At 47.4% G+C, this 23,352-nt stretch carries 23 protein-coding genes and 1 pseudogene; 8 read left to right on the top strand and 16 right to left on the bottom strand.

All coding sequences use genetic code 11. The annotated features are described in order from the left end of the window. Nucleotides 1-21: 21 nt before the first annotated feature. The 4 genes from RIC07_RS00760 to RIC07_RS00745 form a co-directional block, all read right to left on the bottom strand. Nucleotides 22-801, bottom strand: a complete 780-nt coding sequence (locus RIC07_RS00760; RefSeq protein WP_446392837.1) for a hypothetical protein — start codon at nt 799-801, stop codon at nt 22-24. Between the two features lie 123 nt (nt 802-924). Further along, nucleotides 925-2,082, bottom strand: coding sequence for an iron-containing alcohol dehydrogenase (locus RIC07_RS00755; protein ID WP_446392836.1), 1,158 nt, complete (start codon nt 2,080-2,082; stop codon nt 925-927). 96 nt (nt 2,083-2,178) lie between these two features. Next, on the bottom strand, nt 2,179-2,697 hold the full coding sequence (locus RIC07_RS00750) for a DUF2518 family protein (RefSeq protein ID WP_446392835.1): 519 nt from the start codon (nt 2,695-2,697) through the stop codon (nt 2,179-2,181). A 126-nt stretch (nt 2,698-2,823) separates the two neighbouring features. Continuing rightward, nucleotides 2,824-2,997 (bottom strand): hypothetical protein, encoded by a 174-nt coding sequence (locus RIC07_RS00745; RefSeq protein ID WP_446392834.1) that lies wholly within the window; start codon nt 2,995-2,997, stop codon nt 2,824-2,826. On the opposite strand from RIC07_RS00745, the pseudogene RIC07_RS00740 reads away from it, so the two are divergent. Further along, nucleotides 2,996-4,217 (top strand): annotated as a pseudogene (locus RIC07_RS00740) (RNA-guided endonuclease InsQ/TnpB family protein). The gene RIC07_RS00745 and the pseudogene RIC07_RS00740 overlap by 2 nt on opposite strands. Nucleotides 4,218-4,235: 18 nt before the next feature. Here RIC07_RS00740 and RIC07_RS00735 read toward each other — a convergent pair. The 6 genes from RIC07_RS00735 to RIC07_RS00710 form a co-directional block, all read right to left on the bottom strand. After that, nucleotides 4,236-4,478, bottom strand: a complete 243-nt coding sequence (locus tag RIC07_RS00735) for a hypothetical protein (protein ID WP_446383926.1) — start codon at nt 4,476-4,478, stop codon at nt 4,236-4,238. A gap of 103 nt (nt 4,479-4,581) precedes the next feature. Next, nucleotides 4,582-5,088: a hypothetical protein gene (locus tag RIC07_RS00730; protein ID WP_006099034.1), complete on the bottom strand. Its 507-nt coding sequence runs from the start codon at nt 5,086-5,088 to the stop codon at nt 4,582-4,584. 637 nt (nt 5,089-5,725) lie between these two features. Continuing rightward, a complete protein-coding gene (gene rpsU / locus RIC07_RS00725; RefSeq protein WP_006099092.1) occupies nt 5,726-5,929 on the bottom strand; it encodes a 30S ribosomal protein S21 in 204 nt (67 codons plus the stop codon). Between the two features lie 710 nt (nt 5,930-6,639). After that, nucleotides 6,640-6,951: an RNA recognition motif domain-containing protein gene (locus tag RIC07_RS00720; protein WP_006098827.1), complete on the bottom strand. Its 312-nt coding sequence runs from the start codon at nt 6,949-6,951 to the stop codon at nt 6,640-6,642. 153 nt (nt 6,952-7,104) lie between these two features. Next, nucleotides 7,105-8,460, bottom strand: coding sequence for a mannosyltransferase family protein (locus RIC07_RS00715; protein ID WP_446392833.1), 1,356 nt, complete (start codon nt 8,458-8,460; stop codon nt 7,105-7,107). A gap of 201 nt (nt 8,461-8,661) precedes the next feature. Further along, nucleotides 8,662-10,770, bottom strand: a complete 2,109-nt coding sequence (locus tag RIC07_RS00710; protein ID WP_446392832.1) for a S8 family serine peptidase — start codon at nt 10,768-10,770, stop codon at nt 8,662-8,664. 583 nt (nt 10,771-11,353) lie between these two features. Between RIC07_RS00710 and RIC07_RS00705 the strand changes: the two genes are divergently transcribed. Genes RIC07_RS00705 through grxD form a run of 3 tightly spaced genes read left to right on the top strand, consistent with a single transcriptional unit; the run spans nt 11,354 to nt 12,655 of the window. Further along, nucleotides 11,354-11,980 carry a hypothetical protein gene (locus RIC07_RS00705; RefSeq protein WP_006098801.1) on the top strand — a complete coding sequence of 209 codons (627 nt, stop codon included), beginning with the start codon at nt 11,354-11,356 and terminating at the stop codon, nt 11,978-11,980. Between the two features lie 37 nt (nt 11,981-12,017). Then, nucleotides 12,018-12,278 carry a BolA family protein gene (locus tag RIC07_RS00700; protein ID WP_446392872.1) on the top strand — a complete coding sequence of 87 codons (261 nt, stop codon included), beginning with the start codon at nt 12,018-12,020 and terminating at the stop codon, nt 12,276-12,278. A gap of 53 nt (nt 12,279-12,331) precedes the next feature. Continuing rightward, complete coding sequence (gene grxD, locus RIC07_RS00695) at nt 12,332-12,655, top strand: Grx4 family monothiol glutaredoxin (RefSeq protein ID WP_446383920.1); 324 nt, start codon at nt 12,332-12,334, stop codon at nt 12,653-12,655. Between the two features lie 273 nt (nt 12,656-12,928). Here the strand turns inward: grxD and RIC07_RS00690 are convergent, their stop codons facing one another. From RIC07_RS00690 to RIC07_RS00675, 4 genes are all read right to left on the bottom strand, one after another. Then, the gene (locus RIC07_RS00690; RefSeq protein WP_446341458.1) at nt 12,929-13,180 is read right to left on the bottom strand and encodes a DUF6761 family protein; all 252 of its coding nucleotides are present in this window, start codon (nt 13,178-13,180) and stop codon (nt 12,929-12,931) included. A gap of 240 nt (nt 13,181-13,420) precedes the next feature. Beyond that, a complete protein-coding gene (locus tag RIC07_RS00685; protein ID WP_446392831.1) occupies nt 13,421-14,767 on the bottom strand; it encodes an RNA-guided endonuclease InsQ/TnpB family protein in 1,347 nt (448 codons plus the stop codon). 190 nt (nt 14,768-14,957) lie between these two features. After that, complete coding sequence (locus tag RIC07_RS00680; protein WP_446392830.1) at nt 14,958-15,659, bottom strand: response regulator transcription factor; 702 nt, start codon at nt 15,657-15,659, stop codon at nt 14,958-14,960. A gap of 211 nt (nt 15,660-15,870) precedes the next feature. Then, the gene (locus RIC07_RS00675; RefSeq protein ID WP_006099000.1) at nt 15,871-16,056 is read right to left on the bottom strand and encodes a PCP reductase family protein; all 186 of its coding nucleotides are present in this window, start codon (nt 16,054-16,056) and stop codon (nt 15,871-15,873) included. Between the two features lie 6 nt (nt 16,057-16,062). On the opposite strand from RIC07_RS00675, the gene RIC07_RS00670 reads away from it, so the two are divergent. Further along, entirely contained in the window at nt 16,063-16,284 is a 222-nt protein-coding gene (locus tag RIC07_RS00670; protein ID WP_446392829.1) for a hypothetical protein, read from the top strand. Nucleotides 16,285-16,367: 83 nt separating this feature from the next. On the opposite strand, the gene RIC07_RS00665 is transcribed toward RIC07_RS00670, so the two are convergent. Next, complete coding sequence (locus tag RIC07_RS00665; RefSeq protein ID WP_446392828.1) at nt 16,368-17,273, bottom strand: alpha/beta fold hydrolase; 906 nt, start codon at nt 17,271-17,273, stop codon at nt 16,368-16,370. A gap of 281 nt (nt 17,274-17,554) precedes the next feature. On the opposite strand from RIC07_RS00665, the gene infC reads away from it, so the two are divergent. From infC to RIC07_RS00650, 3 genes are all read left to right on the top strand, one after another. Beyond that, nucleotides 17,555-18,082, top strand: coding sequence for a translation initiation factor IF-3 (infC, locus tag RIC07_RS00660; protein ID WP_006098862.1), 528 nt, complete (start codon nt 17,555-17,557; stop codon nt 18,080-18,082). 96 nt (nt 18,083-18,178) lie between these two features. After that, nucleotides 18,179-21,193: a HEAT repeat domain-containing protein gene (locus tag RIC07_RS00655; protein WP_446392827.1), complete on the top strand. Its 3,015-nt coding sequence runs from the start codon at nt 18,179-18,181 to the stop codon at nt 21,191-21,193. 168 nt (nt 21,194-21,361) lie between these two features. Continuing rightward, entirely contained in the window at nt 21,362-21,844 is a 483-nt protein-coding gene (locus RIC07_RS00650; RefSeq protein WP_006098974.1) for a Crp/Fnr family transcriptional regulator, read from the top strand. Nucleotides 21,845-21,851: 7 nt separating this feature from the next. On the opposite strand, the gene RIC07_RS00645 is transcribed toward RIC07_RS00650, so the two are convergent. Beyond that, nucleotides 21,852-23,288 (bottom strand): TIGR03985 family CRISPR-associated protein, encoded by a 1,437-nt coding sequence (locus RIC07_RS00645; protein WP_446392826.1) that lies wholly within the window; start codon nt 23,286-23,288, stop codon nt 21,852-21,854. Between the last annotated feature and the right edge of the window lie 64 nt (nt 23,289-23,352).

Genomic DNA, 23,352 nt, shown 5'->3' with positions numbered 1-23,352 from the left:
ATTAAACGGCTAAACCCGCCCCTACAAATGACCCTTCCCTTCGCTCAAGGGTATGCTTTTTACGTCCAAATTATCAACACTCATTCCGGCTGGTGTCTTCCCCGATACATAGTTAGCCAAGATGTACTCAACCTGATTCCGTTTATCTGGAGGAATAGGAAAGCTGACAATTTTGGGCAAGAATGAAACCTTTGATTTCAAGCGCATCGTTAACGTATTGGGTTTTGATTTTTTCCAAGCATAGGAAATAATTTTATGCCAATTCAGGATCTGATATTGATAGCAAAAAGCATTTTCCCGAAGTTGTAGTCGGCTCACTCCCCAGGAGATTAATAAAATTGCCAACATCCACAAAAAGATGGCGACGCCTAATCCGTAAACTTCATCGGTACTTAAGTGGTAATTTTCTTGTGAAACTTGCCGGATCAAGGAGAATGTAAAATAACTAGCACCTAGGACTTCAAGTAAACCTAAACCAAAGGACAACTTATTGCTTAAGGTTTGTCCTAAATCTAATACCAGACAACCTGCCTTTTTTTTACGCCAGCGCCAACTTAGTAGATAGATAGCAGTAAAGACAGCTAAGAGAATACTGAGGCTTAAAAGAGTATAGGACGTTCTTAAAAAAGGAATCAGAGAAGAACTTGCCCCAGGGATTACCACCCCAATCAAAAAGAAGGGAATGATCGGGCGCAATTTTGGCAATCGCACATCCTGAGCAAGTCTCTGGCACGCGATCGCATAACCTCCACCCACCCCAATGAGCAGAAAAATTCCCACAAATACCCAATAGTAAGCCATGTTTCTTCAACAATACGTCTTGACTGTAAAGCTATAACAGCATCTACAGACTTAGTTATAGACAGTGTCACCCTGTATGTTGTGCAATCCTAAGCCGATCAGTTCTTGAAAAACTGGATCGATTTAGTCGTATTTTTCATTCATCGCCGCCGATAAAACGGGACTGCAATTTTTTTCCACAGGTGTTGTTGTCGAAACCATCGCCGCCATAAGCTGTTCAGGTGTCACATCAAACGGTAATCTGTGGATATCCGACTGCGGCTGACAAGCAATATCTGCCCCCTGGCGCAACTGTGCCAACGTGATATTCCCTAACCCCAAATCATCAAGAGTTTGGGGTAAACCGATTTCGCGATAAAACTTCAATAACTGTTGTCGTGCAGATGCGGCAAGTTGATTCCCCTGTACCATTTCTTCTAAGCGCAATTGCACCAGAATTCCATAAGCGACTTTCTCCCCATGTAAAGCGCTGTGAGAACCGGGAAGATGGGTTAAACCATTATGCACCGCATGAGCCGCCACAGTACGACACTGCGCCCCACCTAAACCGCCAATCACACCCGCTAACAAGACTGAAGCATCAACTACCTCTCGCCAAACCTCACTTCCTGGCGTTTTTAGGGCGTCTGCTGACTGTTGAAACAGGATATCCCGTAACACCCTCGCCTGTTGCACCGCCGCAATCATTAAGGTTTGAGCCGAATCACCACTACTCACAGATGCCTCATACCATTTCGCTAAGGCGTCTCCAATTCCGGCGATTAAGGTACGTTGGGGGGCTGTTTCAATTACGCTGTAATCCAGGATGAGTAAATCTGGGCAGCGATTCAGACTCACATCATACAGGAAAGCCCCTTCACTTGAGTAAATATTAGAAAGTGCTGTCCAAGCGGCACAGGTAGCGGCAGAGGTGGGAATTGTCACAACCGGAAGGTGACATTGATGAGCTAGGAGTTTAGCGGTGTCTAAGGCTTTGCCACCTCCCACACCAATAATTAAGTCGGCTTGATGGCAGGTTGCTGCTTCTTTGAGGGATGCGAGGGAGACTTCACTGCAATCGGGACTATAAGATGCCGTAGCACAAGTTAACACCGACTGTTTCAAGATCGGTTCTAGCTGCGGTGATAACGTCGCCAAGGTATGATTCCCGCCGACAATTAACGGACGATGACCCAAAGACGCGATCGCCTCTCCAGATTGCGCTAATGCTTGGACACCGCGCAACACCTGCGCTGGGGCAACTGTGAGCGACAGCAATGAGGGAGGAGCAAGGTTAGTCATCAGTTTTTAGCAGAGGTTTCAGCCAATTGAATTTTTATCTTACCTTATCTCTCCTATCTCCCCTACCCACTTGGTTTCAAGACTTCCCCTGAAAAGTCAGGTGGAGGTATCTGGTAATTGTGCCAAGCGTTCTTTGTAAATATTGATAGTCATCTGTTCATCATCACGTTCAGCCAGCGATCGGCTGATTTTACCTACAATTAGGGGTTTAGATACACCGGGTTCTGGGTGGATCACAGTGCGGGCGCGAATCGTCAGTTGATTATTTGCTCCACCCAAACGCCCATAAGAAAACAAGTCGCTGGCGGCTTGGCGCAGACTAGCTTCCAGTTGAGATTCGTTGATTGTTGTGGGCAAAGCGATAACGGCTTGGTTGCCTCCGTTGTCGTAGACTAAGGTAAAGCGGGCTGCACCAGGAATCACTGTACGGCTAAACGGGACGATACTTAGCGCAAATAAGCCGCCTGTTAGCACTCCCATAAAGCCCGTAATTCCCACCAGCCGAAATCGGATGCCCCATTTAAAGATAAAACCTAAGAGGCTAAGAACTCCGCAAACTAGGGTGAGAATGCCTATCCATTGGGTATAGGTGAGAAAGTCAGTCGTTGTTGGCATAGAAGATAACGTGTGTTGACTCGATAAACGCCAATGGCTACATCGTTGCAGTTTGGTAACTTTTTTATCCTATCAGCGTTGCTTCATCCATGAATACCGCTTCGAATACCCTCAGATCAAGCTCCCTTAAGTATGACGCTCCTCGCCATTAACTTGAATTTCTCCACCGTAATCGCGAGGGGAATCTTGCTTCAACCGGAACGAAGTGGAGGTAAGCCATAGGGGGAGAGCGGGAAATACGAGGGTTAAACACCCGAAGTATTTCCAATATTTACCGCTCGGTGGTATGGTAGTAGTCATGAAACAAGTTCTCACGATAGTTGTAAAACTTCAATCCTCACCTGAACAGGTGGCCAAATTGGAGGCAACCCTTCAGGCGGAAAGCGGATGCTTGCAACTACGTGAACGAACATACCGATCCAAAGCTGACCAACAAGATAGCCATCCAATCTTTGACCTATCAAACCATTAAAAGCCAATTCAATTTGGTAGCGAATATGGCGGTCAGAGCTTGTGCAAGAGTAGCGGCTAACCGAAAGGTAGCTAAGCAAAAAGGCAAGCCGGTTAAAGGCTTTATGCCAAGCAGTATGGATTGTGATCAGGATTTGTTTCGATTTCGTGAACACGACTGGACGGTAAGCCTTGCTACTGTTCAGGGTAGAGAGCGAGTTGAGTTGAAGCCCGGTAACTACCAGAGAGGAAAGCTCAAAGGGAGGAAGCCAACTTCAGCTCAACTATGTAAACACCGCGACGGTCAGTTCTATCTCCATGTTCAGATTAAGGACACTCCTCCAGACCCAAAAAATACTGATCAGGTGATTGGTGTCGATTTGGGGCGTCGCGACATTGCTGTTACATCAGAGGCTCAAAGGTGGGACGGCAAACAGATTCAGTCGGTGCGAGATAAGTTTTCCAGGGTTAGAGCATCTCTCCAGAAAAAAGCCTCGAAAGGTACGAGAACAACTCGACGTAGGTGTCGAGTTGTTTTGAAACGGCTGTCGGGGAGGGAGAGACGCTACCAACAATGGCTCAACCATAATATTTCTAAGTCAGTGGTCAAACAGGCAGTTGAGTTAAGTGCCTCAATTGCTATAGAAGACTTAACAGGCATAAGGGAAAGAACCAACGAGCAACCCAGAAGCAAGACAGAGCGTAGACGTTCAAACTCGTGGGCATTTTATCAGTTACGAATGTTTATTGAGTATAAGGCAGCTTCTGTTGGCGTTCAAGTTATCCCAGTCCCCCCTGCCTATACTTCTCAAATATGCAACAAGTGTCTGCACATTCACCCAGTAAAGGGAAAGTCCTACCGTAGTGGCAAGACTTTTAAGTGTGGGCATTGTGGTTGGCATGGGGATGCTGACTTTAATGGAGCTAATAATATTGCACTTGTGGGGCTGTCTATAAACCAGCCTGGAGGCACGGGGTTATCGTGCAAGTTAAGCCGAACTGTTGAGTATGTCCAGCTTAGCTTGTTTAATGACTTCAGGGCTACTGAAAACCCAGACCTCAGCTCTTAGCAGGTCTGGGTAGTTTATCTACTTCCTGTCCTCTCCCCGAATAATTGACTTTCGCATCCATTCCCGCACACTCTCTAGGTGGACAATTACCTGATCACGTTCTCGGTTATCTGGACAACTTTCCAATATAGTATCTAGCAGCCGTCCCCACAGGTATTCAACGGTGGCAATTTCTTCGAGTTGCGCTTGAGTGGGACTATCCCATCCAAACAAGCGATCGCGTATCGCCTTTGCTTCAGCGGATAGATGCTCCTTGTCCAACTTATCCTCTCCTGCATCACTTTATTTTTAACTTATTTTTATCCACAAATTAAAACCCAAAGCCCTACTTGCACTGTTCCCTGTTGCCCGTTCCCCGTTCCCTTTAATGACCCACTCTAATTTCCTGCCGCGCTTTCTGAGTCCAAGCCTCATTAACTAGCAAATTGCCAGTAGACATTTTAAAATCAAATGGATGAGGAGGTTCAGGGACATCCAGAACACCACCTTGCCGATGAAATTTAATTAACCTAACGATCCAAGTACAAAAGTCTAAAATTTCCTCAGGTAATAGCGTTAGGTCAAAGTGCCAGCTTTGATTAATTCCCCGGCAATCTCGTCCCCACAGCCTCGATTGAATGATACCTGCTCCTTTATTAATAGACACACGCAAAATAAAGGGTCGTTCCGGGAGTAATTCATCAGGGGCTGTGTGAACATAAATACACAAATAATTCATGCGTTGCCGATCATCGATCCAAGATGCCATTGGCAGATTACCCGTTGATGAATTGCGGGTTGTAATCTTCACTGGCACGTTCATCTTTGCGGCAAATCGATCGTAGAACTCTTGCCTTAGCTGAGAAACTGTGCGTATAGCTTCTGGAGTCATGATTACTGCATAAGAGTGAACACATGAAGTACCCCAACTTGCTTCGCTCTTATTTGGGGCTTCCAACTAGCAAACAAGGACGGTCTTATTCGTCTTTGGGATTTCCCGCTTCATCCGCCGATGCCACGTTGGGTACTTTCTAATTTCTAAAAGTAGAAAGTCCAGAACTCAACACCTCGACTACGCTCGGTGTTGACCCTGAGGGTAGTCGAAGGGTCAATCTGGTAATGGTCTTACTCAGCGTCAACAGGCAACTGCCCGTCTTCCACAGGCAGTAGTATTTTGTTAGTCCGCTTGGTTTTCGCGGTTTATGGTTGTAGAGACGTAGCATGCTACGTCTGTACTAACCGAATAATGTCGTTAGACATCTTGCGCTATTCTTTTGGAGAATGCTATAAAAGCAAACGGTGGTCGAGGAAAGTTCACGCGCAAGGACTACATCTCTATAACACCTGGCTCAACCATCTTGACTCCCATGCCTTACCATGTGAACCTAGGAGAGTTGCTATTAGTATAACACCTAGAAAATACAGGTGTCTACTAATAACAAATGTCAAAATAGAGGGTATCGAACCCGTATTTTTACTCGCTATCCATACCCACCGTATAGACGGATGGAGATTTCCGCGAATTTATGTTAAAACCGTTTTTTGCGATAACGAGAAAGCCGCCGCAGTTGCTTATGCCTAGCAATGGCTTTACGTTTACGTTTTTGAATCGGCGTTTCAAAGTGGCGATGTTTCTTCATATCGGGAAAAATTCCCGCCTTGGAGACAGCTTGTTTAAATCGGCGGAGGGCTGACTCGATCCCTTCATGTTCACCGACAGTCACCTGTGCCATTTTATTTCCTCCTTAGCTTGAGTGAATTGCTCAATACCTGACAACATCTAGCAGAAATGCCTAAACTCCTCCTCCAATCTTCAAGTTTGAATCTGATTCTTCCAAGCTGCCGCTTCAACTCTCGTAAGCGGCAGTCATTGACTATGAACGTAGAATTTAAAATATGAACGTAGAAGAGGAACGCAAGACAAAACCGATTGCTTCTATTGAGCCAAAGAAAATTGGAAAATCCCTACTGCCTTAGACTTGTTAACGACGGGAAGACATATTGTCTTCGCCTTTCATCGGTGCAGTTGCAGACTCGTGCTTTTAGCCTGTACGCTTATGGGTTGGCTTGCGCCTAAACTTAAAGTCGAATTATTCCGGTGAAAGTGAGCCTTGAAGTTGTTATCGAGCGCTACTTGCCCAATATCATTCTTCTTAACCTGCTCTTTACCTGTTTAGTTTAACTGTTCAGTTTCCGCCGATTGGAACTACCTCTCAACTGGTCAATTCCAGCGCATTCCCAGGTACGTACAGACGCGCCGTGGCGCGTCTCTACTTCTCGATAAAGGCTGCTAGCAAAACCTAGCCGGGTCAACACAGACTTTTCTAAGCCCTCGCTACAACCCTTAGACTTAGCGACGGGTTGTTGACTCGATAGTCCAGCATCTAGGAGACATTGAGAAACACCACCATGAATTAGCTGATTGCACCCGCATTATTCTGGTTTAGTAACGTCGAGAGAATCCATCCCGGTTGCCGCCGCCGCGACGACCACCGCCTCCTTGACCCCGAGGCTCACGAGGTTTAGCTTTATTCACTTTCAAATCCCGACCCATCCATTCAGCACCGTCTAGAGCATCAATAGCGGCAGATTCTTCAGCTTCTGAGTCCATTTCCACAAAACCGAAGCCGCGCATCCGACCTGTTTCCCGATCCGTGGGTAACTGAACCCGCTTCACTGTCCCGTATTCAGCAAAAATACTGGTGATGTCTTCTTCCGTAGCATCATAGGACAGGTTACCAATGTAAATCGACATAGAGTATCTCCAAAATCAATGAATGTAGAGACTTATGATTCGGAGACATGCCTGTCCGTAAATAAAAACAAACGATACAGCCGAATATAAACCTCGCTGATTATAATAACACCATTTATACACGACCCGGCTGACATTCTTCCAATCTAAAATCTAAGCCACCCAAAGGTGCTGGGAAAATCGAACGGCGAAGCTGAGCAATACTAGAGTGAAAAATAGGAGTGTTGCCCATCCCCATCGGGGATAACGAGCCAGCAACAGACCTAAGGCGATCGCAATGGATACAATACCATACGCATGGCGTTCAGCCGAAATGGTGCGACCTGGGCTTAAAATCACGGCTAAGCTGCACAAGCCATAGATGACGGTAACAGGTCTAAGCTTTGTTCGCTGTCGCACGAGTAAATAGCCACCCCCCCAAACCATGATCATATTAATTAGCGGATCTCCGGCTAAAAGCCACAGGAGAATTCCCAGAAGGTAAAAGCCATACCCTTTATCCACACACAGCCGTTTCAGGTGCGATCGCCAGGAGGGTTGAAGAGTGTGTAAGACAGGGTGTCGGATGGGGGGTGTCGGGTGTGGGGTGTAGTGCGGAATACAGTCTTCGGCACGACTCTGTGAATTCTCCCCAGGACTACGCGATCGCCATAATAAATAACCTAATGCACAAATCGTGACAAAAATCAAGGGATGCCACGGATCATGAAGCCAACCCCGATTCCAGTTGGCTGTCCCGGCGGAAATTTGCACCAGCATCTTCAACCAGCCCTGTCCGTAAAACGCTTGTTCAGGTTGCCATGCCTGTTGCACTCTTAAAAAGGCAAGCATGTCCCCAAAACGAATCCCGCAGTAGAGGCTATAGAGTCCCACTCCCCCGGCGGTGGCTAAACTAGGAAGATACGCGATCGCAGGTCTTTTCTCTCGCCAAGCCACCAGCCAAAATGCTGGAGATAGAGCGATTCCTGGTAATCGTGTCGCACTGGCTAATCCTCCCCATAACGCTGACCAACCGTAGTGTTTCCGGTCAAAGGATCGCAAAGCGGCTGTACTCAACAACAGAAATAACCCCTCCGTATAAATTACCGTGCCAAATAGAGAAAAAGGACACCAAGCTAAAACCGCTGTTGTCCAGCGGGCAACCTTCTGTCCATGACTCTCTTGCACCCAAGCATAGAGAACAATGAGCGCTCCCCAAAATGCCAGATTATTGACAACAGTCCCCCCTACGTTAAAGGGCAATCCCCCACTCATTACCGCCCGAACCAATAAGGGAAACAAGGGAAAGAACGCCACATTATGTCCCTGACCATCATTAACATAGTCATACCCTGAGATCGTTATCGCCTCATAAAAATAACTATCCCACGCCAAAAAGACATCCCAACTAACTGTCGGTTGAATGCCCCCAGGTGGCGCAGGCAATAAGGGCGCAATCACCAACATAGCGATCGCGATAACCATTCGGCTGAGTAGCCACATTACCGTAGCAAAAATAACCCCATTCACGTAGATGCCTACTATTCCCTGAAGCTCAATATATCGATTCAGTTATTGTATCTTATGTCATAAACTGCTGGAAATGCGGTAGTGCAAGCTACATCATCTTTCCTTGGATAACTGATTACTGATTAATAAATGACAAAGGACAAAGGACAAAGGACGAATGACAAATGACAAAGGACGAATGACAAATGACAAATGACAAATTCAAATTCCGATAACTAATTCCCAGCTTTTAAGTCTCCCTGTATCCGTCGGCACAGAATCGATGACCCTCAACTGCCAATGACCAAAACTATCCTGGTTCAGCAACGACTTGAGCGCAGGGGTATTGTTTACCGAATAGGTGTATTGGAGTTGAGTATTGACACCCAATGTACGACTTTGTAACAGTACAGTTTGATCCTTGGGTGATCTCAACTCCACTTCTAAATCTCCCAAAAAGTCATGTTCAATGTCCACCGTCACCTGGATATCTTGCACTAAACCAGATTCAGTAATTTGAAGTGTGCTAGTCACACCACGGGAATTATTATCAGGAATAGCTAGGTTGTGATCATTGCGTCGTTTTAAGACTTGGGCAACCTTAGCCGTTTGAACTCGTTGCTTTTGGGCTGCTTGTACCGCTTTAAAAGCATTAACCTTACCATAACCAAACCACTGGGAATACCCATTCGTATCATAAGTGCCCAATCGCATACCGAGCTGGGAATCCGCATCACGGTCTACAATTTTGTCGGCTGTATCTTGTAGGATGCGTTTGACTTGTTCCGCCGTCAGATCAGGATTCGCTGAGAGAACCAGCGCCGCAACACCCGCGACAACGGGACAGGCGCTCGATGTGCCACCAAAACTTCTGACAAAATCACCGACTTCATATCCAGCCACGCCGAGTAAGTCGGTGGTAAAGACACCATTACCCGGCGTGGGGGCATTCACTTGGGGAGCCGTGCTAATAAAACCTGTTTTTTCAAACCACATTCCTGGCGGAGCATTGTTGCTGGGGGCGCAAACGGCGACATTCGTCCCCCAGTTACTGTATGCCGCTTTTTTGCTCAGGCTGGTGCAAGCCGAAACTGCAATCACATCTGGATGTACGGCGAAACCACTGAGCCAGTTGGTTGGTCCACGCAGTAACTCATTTGTCCAACCGCGCTCAAAGATGGTGCCATGGATGGGGCGATTGGCATTTCCGGCGGCAAAGACGATCACACAACCTTTCCCGCCGCGCCCCTCAGTCGCCGCACGGGTTAGGGCAGCCCGTTGCCGTAGGGAGAGGGGGAAGTAAACGGTTGCCGCACCCCAGCTACAAGAAACGACGCTGGCGTCATTTTCAATTGCCCAGTCAAATAATTCTTCAATACTCGTGTCATCCAGATACCCACTGGTGCGAATGGGCATCAGCGCACATCCGGGTGCGACACCGACAATACCCTGACCATTTTCTTCAGCCACCGCAATCCCTGCACAAGCGGTGCCATGACTTTCACCAGAACCACTGGGTAGCGGAATAAAGTCTTTGTCTTTAAAGTCTTTGGGCGCAACAATTTTTCCGGTGCCTTGAAAATCGGGGTGGTTGACATCAATGGCATCATCGGCTACTGCCACGACAATGGAGCGATTTCCCCGGGTAATATCCCAGGCTTTTTCTACGTCAATATGAGAACGTGGGGCTAAATTTGAACCACCATTGTGATTTAGATACCACTGTTGAGGGTATAAGGGGTCTTGGGGATGGTAGCTCGGCTGTTTGGGAACAATGATCTGGGGTTCTGCGGTTAAGACTTCGGGGCGTGTGATCAGTCGATTGGCTATTTTTAGCGGATTCTCTGGGGAATTCGGGGTGAGTTGAAAGATAAAGGTGTTGGGAATACCAATGAGCGATCGCACGGATTTTAAGCCAAATTCGGTCTCAATGGCGGAGATTGTGGCGTCATCGGTGTCGGGGTGAAATTGAATCGTCAGTTGATCGCCCAGGTAAATGAAGGTCGCTGGATCGTCCTTGAGTTGGTAAACATGACTAGCAAAGACAACATCTTCGCGATCGCGTACCGTTTGCATTGTCTCATCCCGGTGTTCGGCGTCAACCGTAAATTCGGCTAGCTGAGTGCGGGGAATTTGGCGCTGGTGGTGGATACTCAGGGCTTGTTCGAGCTGCTCGACGGGGATTTCAGGGGAGCAAAGGGTGAAGCGATCGCGCACCTTGAGTAATCCTAGTTCTTCACCGCCCCGTTGCAGGAGCAGACCGATGCTTTCTTCGGGAATCGGCGTGGTTTGAGGAGAATCGTCTGGCAGAGAATCAGGATGCGGGATCATGGTTTAGAATAGATTACTCGTCAATCGTACAAGATCATTAATTTTCACCAACCTTGCCCTAAAAGGGACAAGGATTGATCAAGCCAGTTTGGACAACGTAAGCGGTGAATAGCCTAAGTGAGCCTAGTTCTGGCACAGACTTCCGAATACTTCCCTAGTTCGGACTATCTCTAAGCCTAATTGGTTAGGCGTTGGGTAATGCCAAGACATCTTGGACTGGGTAGGCGAAGGGACTTATTACAGGACGAGCTGGTTCCTGGGATTATCTCCATTTAAAAACCAGCATTTAATTGTAAAGCTGTCTGATAAAGACAGGGTTTGGGACCCAAAGGAGTTTCGATGACTATTTTTCTTGATCCTATTACTCCGGATTTCTATGAAACCTTCCGGGTATTGTTTCAGTCTAGCTGGTTTAGACAGCCCCACTGCCTGGTAATCGGGTCATCGCTGATGGTTAGTGATGGACGGCAAATTCCTTGCCCCCAAGTCTAGCGATAATCATCTGACTCCCCTTGCCGCATCTGGCGATGGTAAGATACCCAAAGGTTTCTGTGTTTGTTAAAATACTATCCCTATTTTTTACATGATCTCTTCTGGAACGATTCATAGCCTTGGCTTTACCTGCCTTGTTGCCTTTCCCTTCACAACGAGTGTGGCGCTCTTATCTCCCGCCCACGCTCAAACTCAAGCGGCTGCGCTTCCAGAAGAGGTCAGCCAAATGCAGCCTGAGCCAGATGATTCTACTGAGCTACGCCCCTTAACTCAGGACGATAGCCTGCTGAGTTTACAGGGGGGACAGCGGTTAATGGTAGAGGCAAATCAAGCCATTGAAGCTCAAGACTATACGTTAGCCTCTCAAAAACTTCAGCAGGCGCGTCAAGTTTTCAACCAATTGTCTAATTTCTATCAGCAGTTGGCTGAAAGTTTTTCGGGAATTGATAACCGGATTTTCAATGAGCATCGGCAAAACGCACTCAAGACAGCAGAAATGCGGGATGAAGCCACCTATCAGTTGGCGTTGGTACATCGCGCCCAAGATCAACCGGAATTAGCGGTTCCCTTACTGATTCAGATCATTCGTTCTCAGAATCCCACCCGTGATTTGGGCAAAAAAGCTTACCAGCAGCTTTTTGAATTGGGATTCGTCGGTTCTCCCTTCCCCCCCTCTGGCAATAGCGAACCGACTTCATCCGTGACTCCAGAACGTTAAATTAATATGTAGAACGTTGAATAAAAATGGAGTGGGTATGATTAGTCCAGAGCAAGTTGAGACAATGATCAAAGCAGAACTTCCTGATGCTCAGGTACAGGTGCAAGACTTAACCGGCGGTGGTGATCATCTGCAAGCGATCGTTGTGTCCTCCCAGTTTGAAGGCAAAAGCTTGGTAAAACAGCACCAGCTTGTCTACGGCGCTCTCCAGCAAGCAATGGCGAGCGAAGCCATTCACGCCCTAGCGCTGAAAACCTATACCCCTGAATCTTGGCAAGCTACCCGTCAGGCTGTATAAACTCTCGCTACACTAGACCCATACAAAACTACACAAAACATTTCAGCAAAGCTATGACACCAGCAGTTAAAGAACGGATTGACCAGCTCATCAACCAGGACAAAATTGTGGTGTTTATGAAAGGCACCAAACTGATGCCCCAATGTGGTTTTTCCAACAATGTCGCCCAAATCCTGAATACCTTGGGTGTTTCCTACGCAACCGTGAATGTTCTCGATGATCCGGAAGTGCGTCAAGGCATTAAGGAATATTCCAATTGGCCCACGATTCCCCAAGTTTACGTGAATGGCGAGTTCATTGGTGGCTCAGATGTGATGATCGAGCTTTATCAGAACGGCGAATTACAGGAGATGGTCGAAGTGGCATTGGCATCTTGACATCTTTCCCGTTCTAAGCTATAGAGCGCAAAATCAACCAAAAAGCCTGCTTAAGCAGGCTTTTTCAATCTATGTAGTTTTTCCGTGTTGAGTGTACGTCCAAATGTAGGAGCGCAAGCCGTATATTAGCGTAAACTTAAGCTAATATAGCCCTAAGAACAATGTAGAGACGTGCCACGGCGCGTCTGGGAGCTACCGGAGATTAGCAAGGATTGTGGCTTAAGTTGACACAGGTGAAGGGAGAGCGCCCACACCGAAGTACCTCATCCAGGTTTAATAGTAGTCAGTTTCGGGTTCTGGTAAGGGTACGGCTTCAAAGTTGGAGGGATCGCGTAGATAACGAACAGCATCTTCCTCCAAGCGATGAATCAAATAAACTTCTATAGCGTTACTATGTCGAAGAGCATCAAGATAGCCATCAATGTACAAACGCAGTTCGTCAAAGCGATATCCCCGGTTCCACATAAAAACTAGAGCATCTGTAAGTTGCTGATAGTAGCGTATGGTTCGAGTGTCTTGAAGCATGGTCTAAAGCAGTGTGAATTCGGTATTTTAGCGTTAGAGTTACTAATTGTCAATTCTTTCAAATTGATCCCTAGCAACTCCAGCTAGCCCTTACTACTATTGTGCCTTAGATCAGTTGACAATGTGTTGAAGACTCCCCGCGCATGGAATGCGGGGGATTCTGAAGAGTAATTACTCACTCCTCCCTCCACTCAAATAGACTGAGTTGTTCCCATTCCATTCGAGGGTTCTCAGGCTCAGTTAGCAACCCAACTGATGTACCCTGTCTTTTACAGGCTCCTTGAGCGTAACTTTCCCGTGGACTACGGGTAGTGGAATATTGATTCCAAGTTCCGACAATCCTCGTTGTCTAATTACAGCGGCTGCATCTACGTCCGCATCAGCTATCCAGCCACAGGATTCGCAGAGGAATTTCTCCTTATCCCTATTGGCTGGACTGACATAACCACAGCAACTACACTCCTGGGATGTATGCTTGGGGTTGATTTGATGAACCAGAACGCCTGACTTGGCAGCCACAACTTTGACCTTCTGTTTCAATTCGCCCCAAGCTGCATCCGCTATAGCTCGGTTTAATCCCCGCTTTTGTGCCTGAAAGTTTTTCAGGTACTTCCCGGTTTCCGGGTCTAGTTTAGGTTGGCACCGTGCCATCATTCCTTTGATATTGAGATCTTCAAAGATGATGCAGTCGGCAGAACCTACTAACTGGTGGGCAACCTTCCAGTGGTAGTCTGTTCGTTGTCGTTCTACTCGTTGCTCTAGTCGAGCTAGAGCTGAATAGGCTTTACCACGGCGGGCAGAACCTTTCTTTTTCCGGGATGCCCTGCGAGATAGGAGTTGACGGCGGCGCTGTCCCTTCTTCCCAAACTGGGGATTGGCAATTAAGTCTCCAGTGCTAACTGATGCGAGTTTCTTAATCCCCAAATCCACACCGATTGCTGTATGAGCAGTATCAGGTGTTGGAGTTTCAGGAACTGTTTGATCACTTAGCTGGACACAGATGTACCAGCCGTCCGCCTTCTTCCTGAGAGTAACCGTCCGAGTCGCAAACCCATCTGGGAACGAACGAGACTGAAAGAATCTGCACCAGCCGATTCCTGGCAGTCTCACCTTATTCCCTTGAAACCGCACATCTCCCGGTGGATAACTGAATGAGCGATACTTGCTTCTACGCTTGGGTTTTGGATATCCTCCTTCTCCCTTAAAGAACCGCTGGAAAGCGTTCTCAACTCTCCTCAGCATCTGCTGGAGAACGTGGTGCTGGATTGACTTGTACCAAGGGCGTTCCCGCTTCAGATTGGGTAGGTCTGCATCCTGTTGAGCTAATGCACCCCTCTTTTTCCCTTTAGGAGTCCAAGGGTCGCCATACAAGGCATTCTTGCTGACACTGCAAGTGAGTGGACAGCATTCTGCTTGGGTTCTCAAATTGCAGTAGTTTCCCAGAACTGGAGCAGATACCTGCTCGTAAGCCTCGGTACGTTCTCTGATTCTGAAATTGTACTGGAGTCGCAACATCTCCAAGTGATTGTCCATGACCAACACCTGTTGGCGAGAAGGAGATAGCTTGTAGGTATAAGCGACTAGCATTGTTATTTGTTTTTTTGAGCCTGGATGTACTTTTTAACCGCTTTCAAATGATAGGGGCTTGCGTTCCACCCCCTCTTGCCTCCCCCTATTTTTCGGTCAACTGATTGACAGAAATGAACGACTCCGCTCATACTGCGATTTCCATCATGAATTAGCCAACGAAAATACATATCATAGCAAAGCAAATTAGTCAATCCACTAAATGATTTTCCAGGGCAAAACGCACAATTTCGGCACGGTTGCTGGTTTCTGTTTTTCTCAGGAGACTGCTGACGTATTTTTCAATCGTCCGAGGACTCAGGTGTAGCTTGTTCCCAATTTCGCTATTGGATAACCCTGTGGTCAGTAAGTCTAAAACCTGTTGTTCCCGTTGAGTCAGATGCAGTACATTGGATGGGGAGGTGGGGGAGGCGATCGCACGAGGAGTTGATTCGGATTTTGGCAGAGTATCCGGAGTCTCCGGCGATGGGCGTGATTGTCCTGTATCAGTGGAAGAGAATCGCAATTCGGCTTGCATCATCTGAGACCGTTCCAGCAGATTCCGAATTACAGCACTCAATTCCTTCATTTCAAAGGGTTTGGGCAAATACAAGTCACATCCTAACTGGTAGCCCTTAATCCGCTCCTCAGTACTACTGCGCTCCGTTAAAAAAACCACAGGTAACAAGCGGAAAGCTGGTCGTTTCCGAACTTGTTGCACAAGTTCATAGCCATTCAATTTCGGCATATTGATATCGGTGACGATTAGGTGAGGATGATACTTGTCAATCAGAGACAGAGCCTCTTGACCATCTTCTGCCGTTACAACTGAATAGCCTGACATTTCCAGGTAATCGCTCACAGAAAGACGAGTACCTAGGTTGTCATCTACAACCAGGATTATCAATGGCATGAGAATAACTGCAATACAAGCCTATATAATAGTTGAGACATCTAGGGATTTTCTAGAGCATCGGTGCAATAACCACAGTTAGCGGACTCTAACAAGTAATAAGTCTGTCCTAACCTTTACGGCGACAACTCTAACGTGTCGCGCCTGTCAACAAGTCATGAACTTGTGGGAATGACCGGCTCTCCTTGCGTCCGCTTGTAAACGTTAGTTCCTATTGACCAAACTCAATCCTAGCTTGCTCAACAATATCTACGGTAACGACATCCAAATCAGCCTCACGAGCTAAATGCTCAATCCGTTGTCGAGCTTGAGTACGCACAAAATACGGTATTTTTTTGAGTTTCGCCTTAGCTTCAGGTGTCCAGTCTAAGGTATCTGTATAATTAGCGCTGTTCATAGTTCAATGCAAGCGGGAGACTTTTCTCATTCCGCTTTGATCTTAACCCAGAGGTGCAGGAGGCGGGGAGCGGGGGGAGCGGGGGGAGCAGAGGGAGCTGGGGGAGCTGGTGAAGCTGGGGGAGCTGGGGAAGCGGGGGGAGCTGGGGGAGCTGAGGGAGCAGAGGGAGCAGGGGGAGCTGGGGAAGCGGGGGGCGCTGGGGAAGCTGGGGAAGAGGAGTACCGATGAACCATGAACAATCAACAAATGACGAATGACAAATGACAAATGACGATCAGAGCCATTAACTTTTATTGTGCCTATCTACTTAACTAAATCCCAGCTAACCAATCGAGTAACATCTGATTAAACTGTTCTGGGCATTCATCATGAGGACAATGACCCGCATTATCCAACTCGATCAACTTGATATTCGGGTTGAGAGCGGCAAACTGCTGGGCTAACTGGGAAGGAATCATCCGGTCTTGACGCCCCCAAATTAACAGTATAGGACTATCCAATGTTGGCAAAACCGATTTGACCGGAGGACCAAATTTAGATGAGGTCATCGCTTTAAACAGCGCACTAAATGTAGCCGCCGCCCCGCGATCGCGAGCTGGTTGTGTCAAAATATCTACTAATTCTGCATCAATAGCCCTGGGGTTAGCATAAGCTAGACCTGCCCATTTCTGGACAATTGATGGGCGTCGCAGCAGATAAAAAAGACTTTGGAGAAGCACAGGAGACGCGACTAGACCCTCAACTGTTGATACCACAGGTCGCAGCCAAGTCGGAAGTGCCTCGTCTCGCAGGGAAAAATCTGGCAAATTAACCAAGGCAAGTCCCTTAACCATCTCCGGGTGAGTGGCGGCTGCGCTCAGAGCCACCAGTGAACCGATTGAGTTACCCACTAAGACTACGGGGTGTTGGATCAAGGTTCGCCAGAATTCATAAACTTGATTGACCCACAACTCAATCGTATACGTTGTCCCAGCTTTACGCGAACTGCCAAACCCCAACAGATCTAGCGCATAAACCGGGTAGTTCTGACCCAGTACAGGTAGGTTATGACGCCAATGTCCGATAGAAGTACCAAATCCATGCAGCAGCAGAACGGGAGGAGTCAATGTTGAGTGAGACTGCGGTGGACGAATATAAGTATAACGAGTCTGCCAACCTTGCCAAACCCAGTCTCGTTGATTGCCGACTCGTTGCTGCCACGATACCGATGGATTCACACCATGCCTCAACTTCAAAAACGTTTACAAATCCTTACCTATTATTGTAGTGGTTTCTTCAGGGTACTCTCTACAGCAGATGCCCGATAACCCAGGAAAAATCAGGACTAACAAACGCTTCAAATATTCCCTTTCTCGCGAGGGTTTCTCTGCCATCCCCCGGCAATTTGGAAGTTACCTTAAAAAGATAGACAGAAACTGGCTCAGAGTCAGTAAAATGGCAAGTAAAATCCGCTTACTTTTATCCAACCCTTAACAACTAGAAATTCAAGCAGACACCCGTGAGTGATAGAAGACGCCAACGCGATCTACCCCAAATCAACGAAAGAATCCGCTATCCTAAGATTCGTGCGATTGATACCGATGGCACACAGCTAGGAATCATTGCTCCTCAAGAGGCTTTACGCATCGCTGAGGAAAAAGAATTGGATCTTGTTTTGGTTAGCGATAAGGCAGATCCGCCCGTGTGCCGCATCATGGACTACGGCAAATACAAATTTGAACAGGAGAAGAAAGCTCGCGAAGCCCGGAAGAAGCAACACACGGCGGACGTTAAAGAAGTCAAGATGCGCTATAAGATTGATGATCATGACTACCAGGTGCGTGTCAACGCCGCTAGGCGCTTTCTGAAATCAGGAGATAAAGTTAAAGCCACGATTACCTTTCGGGGGCGAGAAATTCAGCACGCCAACTTAGCCGAAGACTTGCTCAAGCGCATGGCAACGGATTTACAGGACGTTGCTGAAGTGCAGCAAGCCCCCAAACGGGAAGGTCGTAATATGATGATGCTACTCTCTTCCAAAAAATAAGACTTGGGTTCATTGGTCATTAGTCATTAGTCATGGGTTAGCCGCTATGGACTATAGCTAATGACTCAGGACTAACGACTAAGGAAAAACTGCTAAATGAAACTACAAACTCGTACTCGCATTCAAAATGAATGGGTACGGCGAATCCTAGAATGGGTCAATCTTCGTCCAGAAGAAGGCGAGCGCACCTTTTTGATGTTCGCCTTCTACACCGCTACTTCAGTTGGGCTGCTTTGGTTTGAGTATAGTGCGACAGCACTGTTCTTGGACGAATATGGTGCGAGGTGGTTACCCGTCATTTATATCGCCAGCTCCCTGATGGTGTCTGGACTAGGTGTCTTATACTCTTGGCTACAAGAACGGGTACCGATGAGGGGTGTCTTGGTCACAGTCGCTTTCCTAACGGGCGTACCCTTGTTGATCTTACGGTTGACCCTAGGCTTTAGCTATTTAAACGGGTTAATCGCCTTGGGTACCGTTTTTCTGTTGCGATTGTGGATGGATGCGGTCGAAGTTCTCAATGATCTCAACTCTCAAGTTGCCGCGAATCAATTATTCAATATTCGGGAAATTAAGCGCACCTATCCGATTGTGTCATCAGGACTCTTAGTGGCTGATGTGATCTCCGGCTTTTCTTTACCCCTGCTGCTGTTGGTTGTCGGCACAATTCAAAACGTTCTCGTGGTGGCGGCGTTGATGATGATGGTTGGCGCTGGTACTTTGTTTTATTTAACCCAACGCTACCAGCAAGCCTTTCCTAACTTACCCACAAGGGATTGGGAAGACGATGACCAGAAATTTGTGGTTCGCCGCACGACCGGACATCTACAACGCTATATTGTGCCGTTATTTGCCTTTTTTATTCTCGGTGAAGCCCTGTATCTGCTGGTAGAGTTCCAATATCTGGGTCAATTAGAGGCAAATTTAGAAGCCTCAGATATTGCTGGGTTTTTGGGGTTATTCAGTGGGATTGTCGGCATATTTGAACTCACCTCTCAGTGGTTCCTATCCAGTCGCGCTGTGGAACGTCTGGGCGTCTTTGTCGCGGCGATGATGCTACCTGCGTCCTTAGCGATTATGGGCTTAATCACATTGAGTGGTTTACTGGATGTGGTGATTAAGCTATTGGGTGCAGTCATTACCATTCCCGGATTCGTGACCGGATTATTCGTCGGTCTAATTTTTCTGCGGTTTATTGACGAACTCCTGCGCTATACCTTAATTGCTGGCATTGAACCGTTCTTGTTTCAACCGATACCCGAAGGAATTCGTAATGCCTTGCAAACCCGAGTACAGGGAATTGCAGAACCCATAACCACGGGTGTTACGGGCATAAGTATGCTCGCTGGGATTTGGCTGTTGCATCACCTATTTCCAGGACAGCCGGAATCCCAAATTCAACAATGGCAGAGTGGTATGTTTATTCTTGCCATTGTGTTTTTCTCCCTAATCTGGTTGCTGAGTGCTTGGTCGATGCGCTCGACTTACGTTACCTTGCTGGTTGATAGCGCTGAACAAGGGCGCTTAGGGTTTTCTGATGTTGACTTAAAGGCGTTCAAGCGAACGGTGATAGAAACCTTAGAGCAACCGGGTACGGAAGCGGATAAACGCTCTTGTATTCAACTGTTATCCCAGATTGACCCCACGAATGTGGGTGAGGTACTGGCTCCCCTTTTGCCTCGCCTTTCTATTGCGCTTCAGTGTCAGAGTCTAGAGGCGATGTTGGAGTATCCCAACCCCGCCTATTGTCGGGACGTGCAAGTCTTGATTGAGCAGAAACCGCCGCCAGAAGTGTTGGCGTTGGCGCTGCGTTATGTTTGGCTGACTCAACCGGAATTGGACATTGACACGATTAAACCTTATCTCCATGGAACCGTTGATCCGATGGTGCGAGCCACAGCCGCCGCGATTATCTTGCGTCGGGGAACCCCGCAAGAGAAGGCGGAAGCGACAGAGATCCTGCGGCGAATGGTGAACTCAAAACGGGAACGAGAACGAGTTATGGGGACACGAGCCTTAGGAGAGGCAGAGTATTTGCAAGCCTTGAGAGTTTATATTCCTCATCTGTTAAAAGATGAATCGTTGCGTGTTCGTTGCGCTTTATTAGAGGTGATTGCGGCAACTCATTTGGAAGAGTCTTATCCATCGCTAGTACGAGGACTTTATTACAAATCGACTCGTGAAGCGGCTCGCATGGCGTTGGTGCGTCTGGGGAATGAAGCCATTCCGTTGCTGCTGGAGTTGGCAGAAGATATCCATAAACCGGATTTAGTTCGGGTACAAGCTTGGACGGCGTTGGCGGAGATTGGCACACCCGAAACCCTGAACTATCTGGTGCAACAGTTAATGACGAGTTGGGGGATCAGCCGTCGTAATATTCTCCGCAGCTTATTGAAAATTCCCAATGAGCAAGGAATCGATGTGGTGCTAGATCAGTTGGGACGGAGTGGGATTGAGACGTTAATTGAGCAAGAACTGCTGTTTTTGGGTCAGATTTATGCCGCTCTGGTGGATTTGAAGCCAGAACTGATCAGTGGACAGGAGGCAGATTTGCTGCGACGGGCGTTAAATGATCAGCAAAAGGATTTGCTGGAGAATTGTTTTTTGCTGATGAAGTTTCTTTATCCGGTTGGTGCAATTCAAGCGGCATCCTTTAATCTGGAATCTGAGTCTCGCTCCAATATTGCGATGGGACTGGAAATATTGGACAATACCATAGATATTCCCCAAAAGCAAGCCTTTTTAACGCTGTTTGATCGCCGTTCCTTTGGCGAAAAGCTGGAATGTTTGCAAGAACTGGTGTCTTATCAACCGATGAATCCCAGCGATCGCCTGCGACGATTGATTGAGTTTCGTCATTTTCTCTCGGATTGGACGCTGGCTTGTTGTTTCCATTTAGCACGGGCGGCTCATATCAGTTTGACACCAGCAGCAACGTTAGTCTGTCTGCGTCATCCCACGGGTTTTGTCCGAGAAGCGGTTTTAACCTATTTGAAAGCCGCATCGCCCCGTTCTTGTATCGAATTACTACCGATGCTCAAGCATGATTCCGATCGGTTGGTGGCGGCGGTAGCTCAACAGATGAGTAACGAATTTGGTCTGGTGAGCTGATGGAGCAGACAGAAAAGGGTTTATTGGCTTAATTTTCAGGGATATCAAGCAAATTGGTGTGTTTATGGTTCCCCAATTCCTCTATTATCAGTCAAAGTGGGATAAAGTAAACTAGACCTTTGTTCGGCTATACTTAGCACCAATCCCCAGCAGCTACCCGCTAACCCCATGTTAACCAGCGTTGAGCGTTTACTTTTTGTCAGGGGCGTCCCTATTTTTCAGGAATTACGGGACGATTTTCTGGTGCGCGTTGCTTCGGTTATGGATGAGCTATCATTTCCGAGTGATCATACGATTGTTACCCAAGGGGAAGAAGGGCGATCGCTGTATATTGTGGTGTCCGGTTCCGTGCGGGTTCACATTGGCGATCGCGATTTGGCTTATCTGAAGCAAGGTGCTTGTTTTGGCGAGATGTCACTTTTTGATGCTGAACCGCGTTCGGCTTCGGTGACAACCCTGGAAACCTGCGAATGTCTGATGCTGACTCAACTGCAATTGTATGACGCTATTGATGAGACGCCAGGAATTGCGATTAATATTATTCGCCTACTCTCCCGCCGCATTCGAGAACTGAATAATAAGTTGAATGCTTACGAGGTGAAACATCCGGCGTCTGATTTCAGCAAAACCAGCAGTAATTTTACGAGGTAGTTGAGGATTACAGCGTTAAAGTTTTGTGCCGATAGTGGTTCCCAGTCTCTTGGAGATCGAGAGCGATTCGTTCCCGCAATTCCCAAGGTAGTAGGATTTCTACCTCTGCACCCAAAGCCCGTAAGCGGCGGATGACGTGATAATCATTAACGCGGTATTGGGCTTGGTAGTAGCCATCATCAGGAGAGCGATGTTGAAGAATGTCTAGCAGAGTAGTTCTGTGTTCGGGATTGGGCGTATGTTGTTTGATGAAACGGGTGGCTTGCTGATAGTTAATCGGAGCAAAGGTGTGATGCAGGAACGTACCTCGGATATAGTGATCGTGAAACTTTTGGTTGAACCGTAGTACCATCAAGGCTGATGGTTTATAGAAATCAAACCCCCACGCTTGTTTGAGTTTTGTGTGAACCGTTATGGGTGTTGGCAGTTGGTTCTTCTCATATTTCTCCTGCAACAACTGGGGGACGCGGGGATCAGTCCAATCCAATGGCATCAGCCGCTCTGAGCAAATTCGGTCGAGGCGATAATTGTGCCAATTGATTTCGCTTTTGGGAGTGGTGCCATAGGCACATAAGTATTTTGCCCGTTCCATATAATAGATGCAAACCGGATAGACAACGCATTCTTTGATTAAACCCAAATGAGCGCTGTGATAAGTCATGAGTAGGGGAGAGATTTGTCCAGAGTCCCAAATTTCCTGCAATTGTCCCTGAAGTTGATCCACCTGGTCTTGTTTTTGGGTGGATTCCGGGACTAAGTAATCAACGTACAAAAAGACGCGATGAGTGTCTTCCTGGGGATGGGGAGAGATTTGCTCGGTTAAGAACGGGATAGTGGGGTCGAGAAAACTCACCATTTCCAAGGTTTCCGCCAAATAAATCTGCTCTTGAGGTGTCAGGTTACTGTTGGAGATTCGGTTTTCTGATTGCTGAGAAATGGGCAAGACTTGGACACGGCGGTAGTTCTTGCTTCTCCCGGTTGAGTGAGGAACTCGTTGCAGCCAGTTGAGATCAACCAGTAAGTCTAAGTCACTCTGAAGGGATTTACGAACTTGAGCAAATAGCCGTTCTTGGAGCAATTTTTTCAGGTCAGAATCGGAAATTGAGAGGTGTTGTTGTAAGGATTCTTGCCATTCATCAATGGCTATATTCAGTTCTTTGAGCCATTCTCTGGTGGTTTTCGTGCAGGCGCAGTTGGGTTCATGGTGCTGGAGAATATCGTTTTGTTTCTCATCCTGGTGCGTTGGGCTGAAGAAGGCTTGACGCCAATCCGCGTAGGTAAAGCCGTCGGGTAAAGCTGCGTATCCTTTATCCCCATAAAGCCAGCGCAGCCAAACCCATAATCTCACCGCCCGGGTGAGATGGTGATTTTGTCGCAAAAGTCCTTTGGCTAACTGTTGCAGGAGTTGAGGTTGGGGGGGATGGCGAAAGAATAGATCAGACATCAGTTTTGGTTTTGTCGAGTGTGGCTTATAGCCTATCAAGTATCGGAAGGGGGTGCTTCCGAAG

It is taken from the genome of Coleofasciculus sp. E1-EBD-02, assembly GCF_040218245.1.
Taxonomy (GTDB): domain Bacteria; phylum Cyanobacteriota; class Cyanobacteriia; order Cyanobacteriales; family Coleofasciculaceae; genus Coleofasciculus.
The sequence above is the reverse complement of the archived record's forward strand: the minus strand, read 5'-3'. Positions and strand labels throughout refer to the sequence as shown.

What these genes read in the sequence shown, in the direction of transcription:
- RIC07_RS00760 (WP_446392837.1), bottom strand. Translation starts at nt 801, where the DNA reads ATGGCTTACTATTGGGTATTTGTGGGAATTTTTCTGCTCATTGGGGTG.
- RIC07_RS00755 (WP_446392836.1), bottom strand. Translation starts at nt 2,082, where the DNA reads ATGACTAACCTTGCTCCTCCCTCATTGCTGTCGCTCACAGTTGCCCCA.
- RIC07_RS00750 (WP_446392835.1), bottom strand. Translation starts at nt 2,697, where the DNA reads ATGCCAACAACGACTGACTTTCTCACCTATACCCAATGGATAGGCATT.
- RIC07_RS00745 (WP_446392834.1), bottom strand. Translation starts at nt 2,997, where the DNA reads ATGACTACTACCATACCACCGAGCGGTAAATATTGGAAATACTTCGGG.
- RIC07_RS00730 (WP_006099034.1), bottom strand. Translation starts at nt 5,088, where the DNA reads ATGACTCCAGAAGCTATACGCACAGTTTCTCAGCTAAGGCAAGAGTTC.
- rpsU (WP_006099092.1), bottom strand. Translation starts at nt 5,929, where the DNA reads ATGGCACAGGTGACTGTCGGTGAACATGAAGGGATCGAGTCAGCCCTC.
- RIC07_RS00720 (WP_006098827.1), bottom strand. Translation starts at nt 6,951, where the DNA reads ATGTCGATTTACATTGGTAACCTGTCCTATGATGCTACGGAAGAAGAC.
- RIC07_RS00710 (WP_446392832.1), bottom strand. Translation starts at nt 10,770, where the DNA reads ATGATCCCGCATCCTGATTCTCTGCCAGACGATTCTCCTCAAACCACG.
- RIC07_RS00705 (WP_006098801.1), top strand. Translation starts at nt 11,354, where the DNA reads ATGATCTCTTCTGGAACGATTCATAGCCTTGGCTTTACCTGCCTTGTT.
- RIC07_RS00700 (WP_446392872.1), top strand. Translation starts at nt 12,018, where the DNA reads ATGATTAGTCCAGAGCAAGTTGAGACAATGATCAAAGCAGAACTTCCT.
- grxD (WP_446383920.1), top strand. Translation starts at nt 12,332, where the DNA reads ATGACACCAGCAGTTAAAGAACGGATTGACCAGCTCATCAACCAGGAC.
- RIC07_RS00690 (WP_446341458.1), bottom strand. Translation starts at nt 13,180, where the DNA reads ATGCTTCAAGACACTCGAACCATACGCTACTATCAGCAACTTACAGAT.
- RIC07_RS00685 (WP_446392831.1), bottom strand. Translation starts at nt 14,767, where the DNA reads ATGCTAGTCGCTTATACCTACAAGCTATCTCCTTCTCGCCAACAGGTG.
- RIC07_RS00680 (WP_446392830.1), bottom strand. Translation starts at nt 15,659, where the DNA reads ATGCCATTGATAATCCTGGTTGTAGATGACAACCTAGGTACTCGTCTT.
- RIC07_RS00675 (WP_006099000.1), bottom strand. Translation starts at nt 16,056, where the DNA reads ATGAACAGCGCTAATTATACAGATACCTTAGACTGGACACCTGAAGCT.
- RIC07_RS00670 (WP_446392829.1), top strand. Translation starts at nt 16,063, where the DNA reads ATGCAAGCGGGAGACTTTTCTCATTCCGCTTTGATCTTAACCCAGAGG.
- RIC07_RS00655 (WP_446392827.1), top strand. Translation starts at nt 18,179, where the DNA reads ATGAAACTACAAACTCGTACTCGCATTCAAAATGAATGGGTACGGCGA.
- RIC07_RS00650 (WP_006098974.1), top strand. Translation starts at nt 21,362, where the DNA reads ATGTTAACCAGCGTTGAGCGTTTACTTTTTGTCAGGGGCGTCCCTATT.
- RIC07_RS00645 (WP_446392826.1), bottom strand. Translation starts at nt 23,288, where the DNA reads ATGTCTGATCTATTCTTTCGCCATCCCCCCCAACCTCAACTCCTGCAA.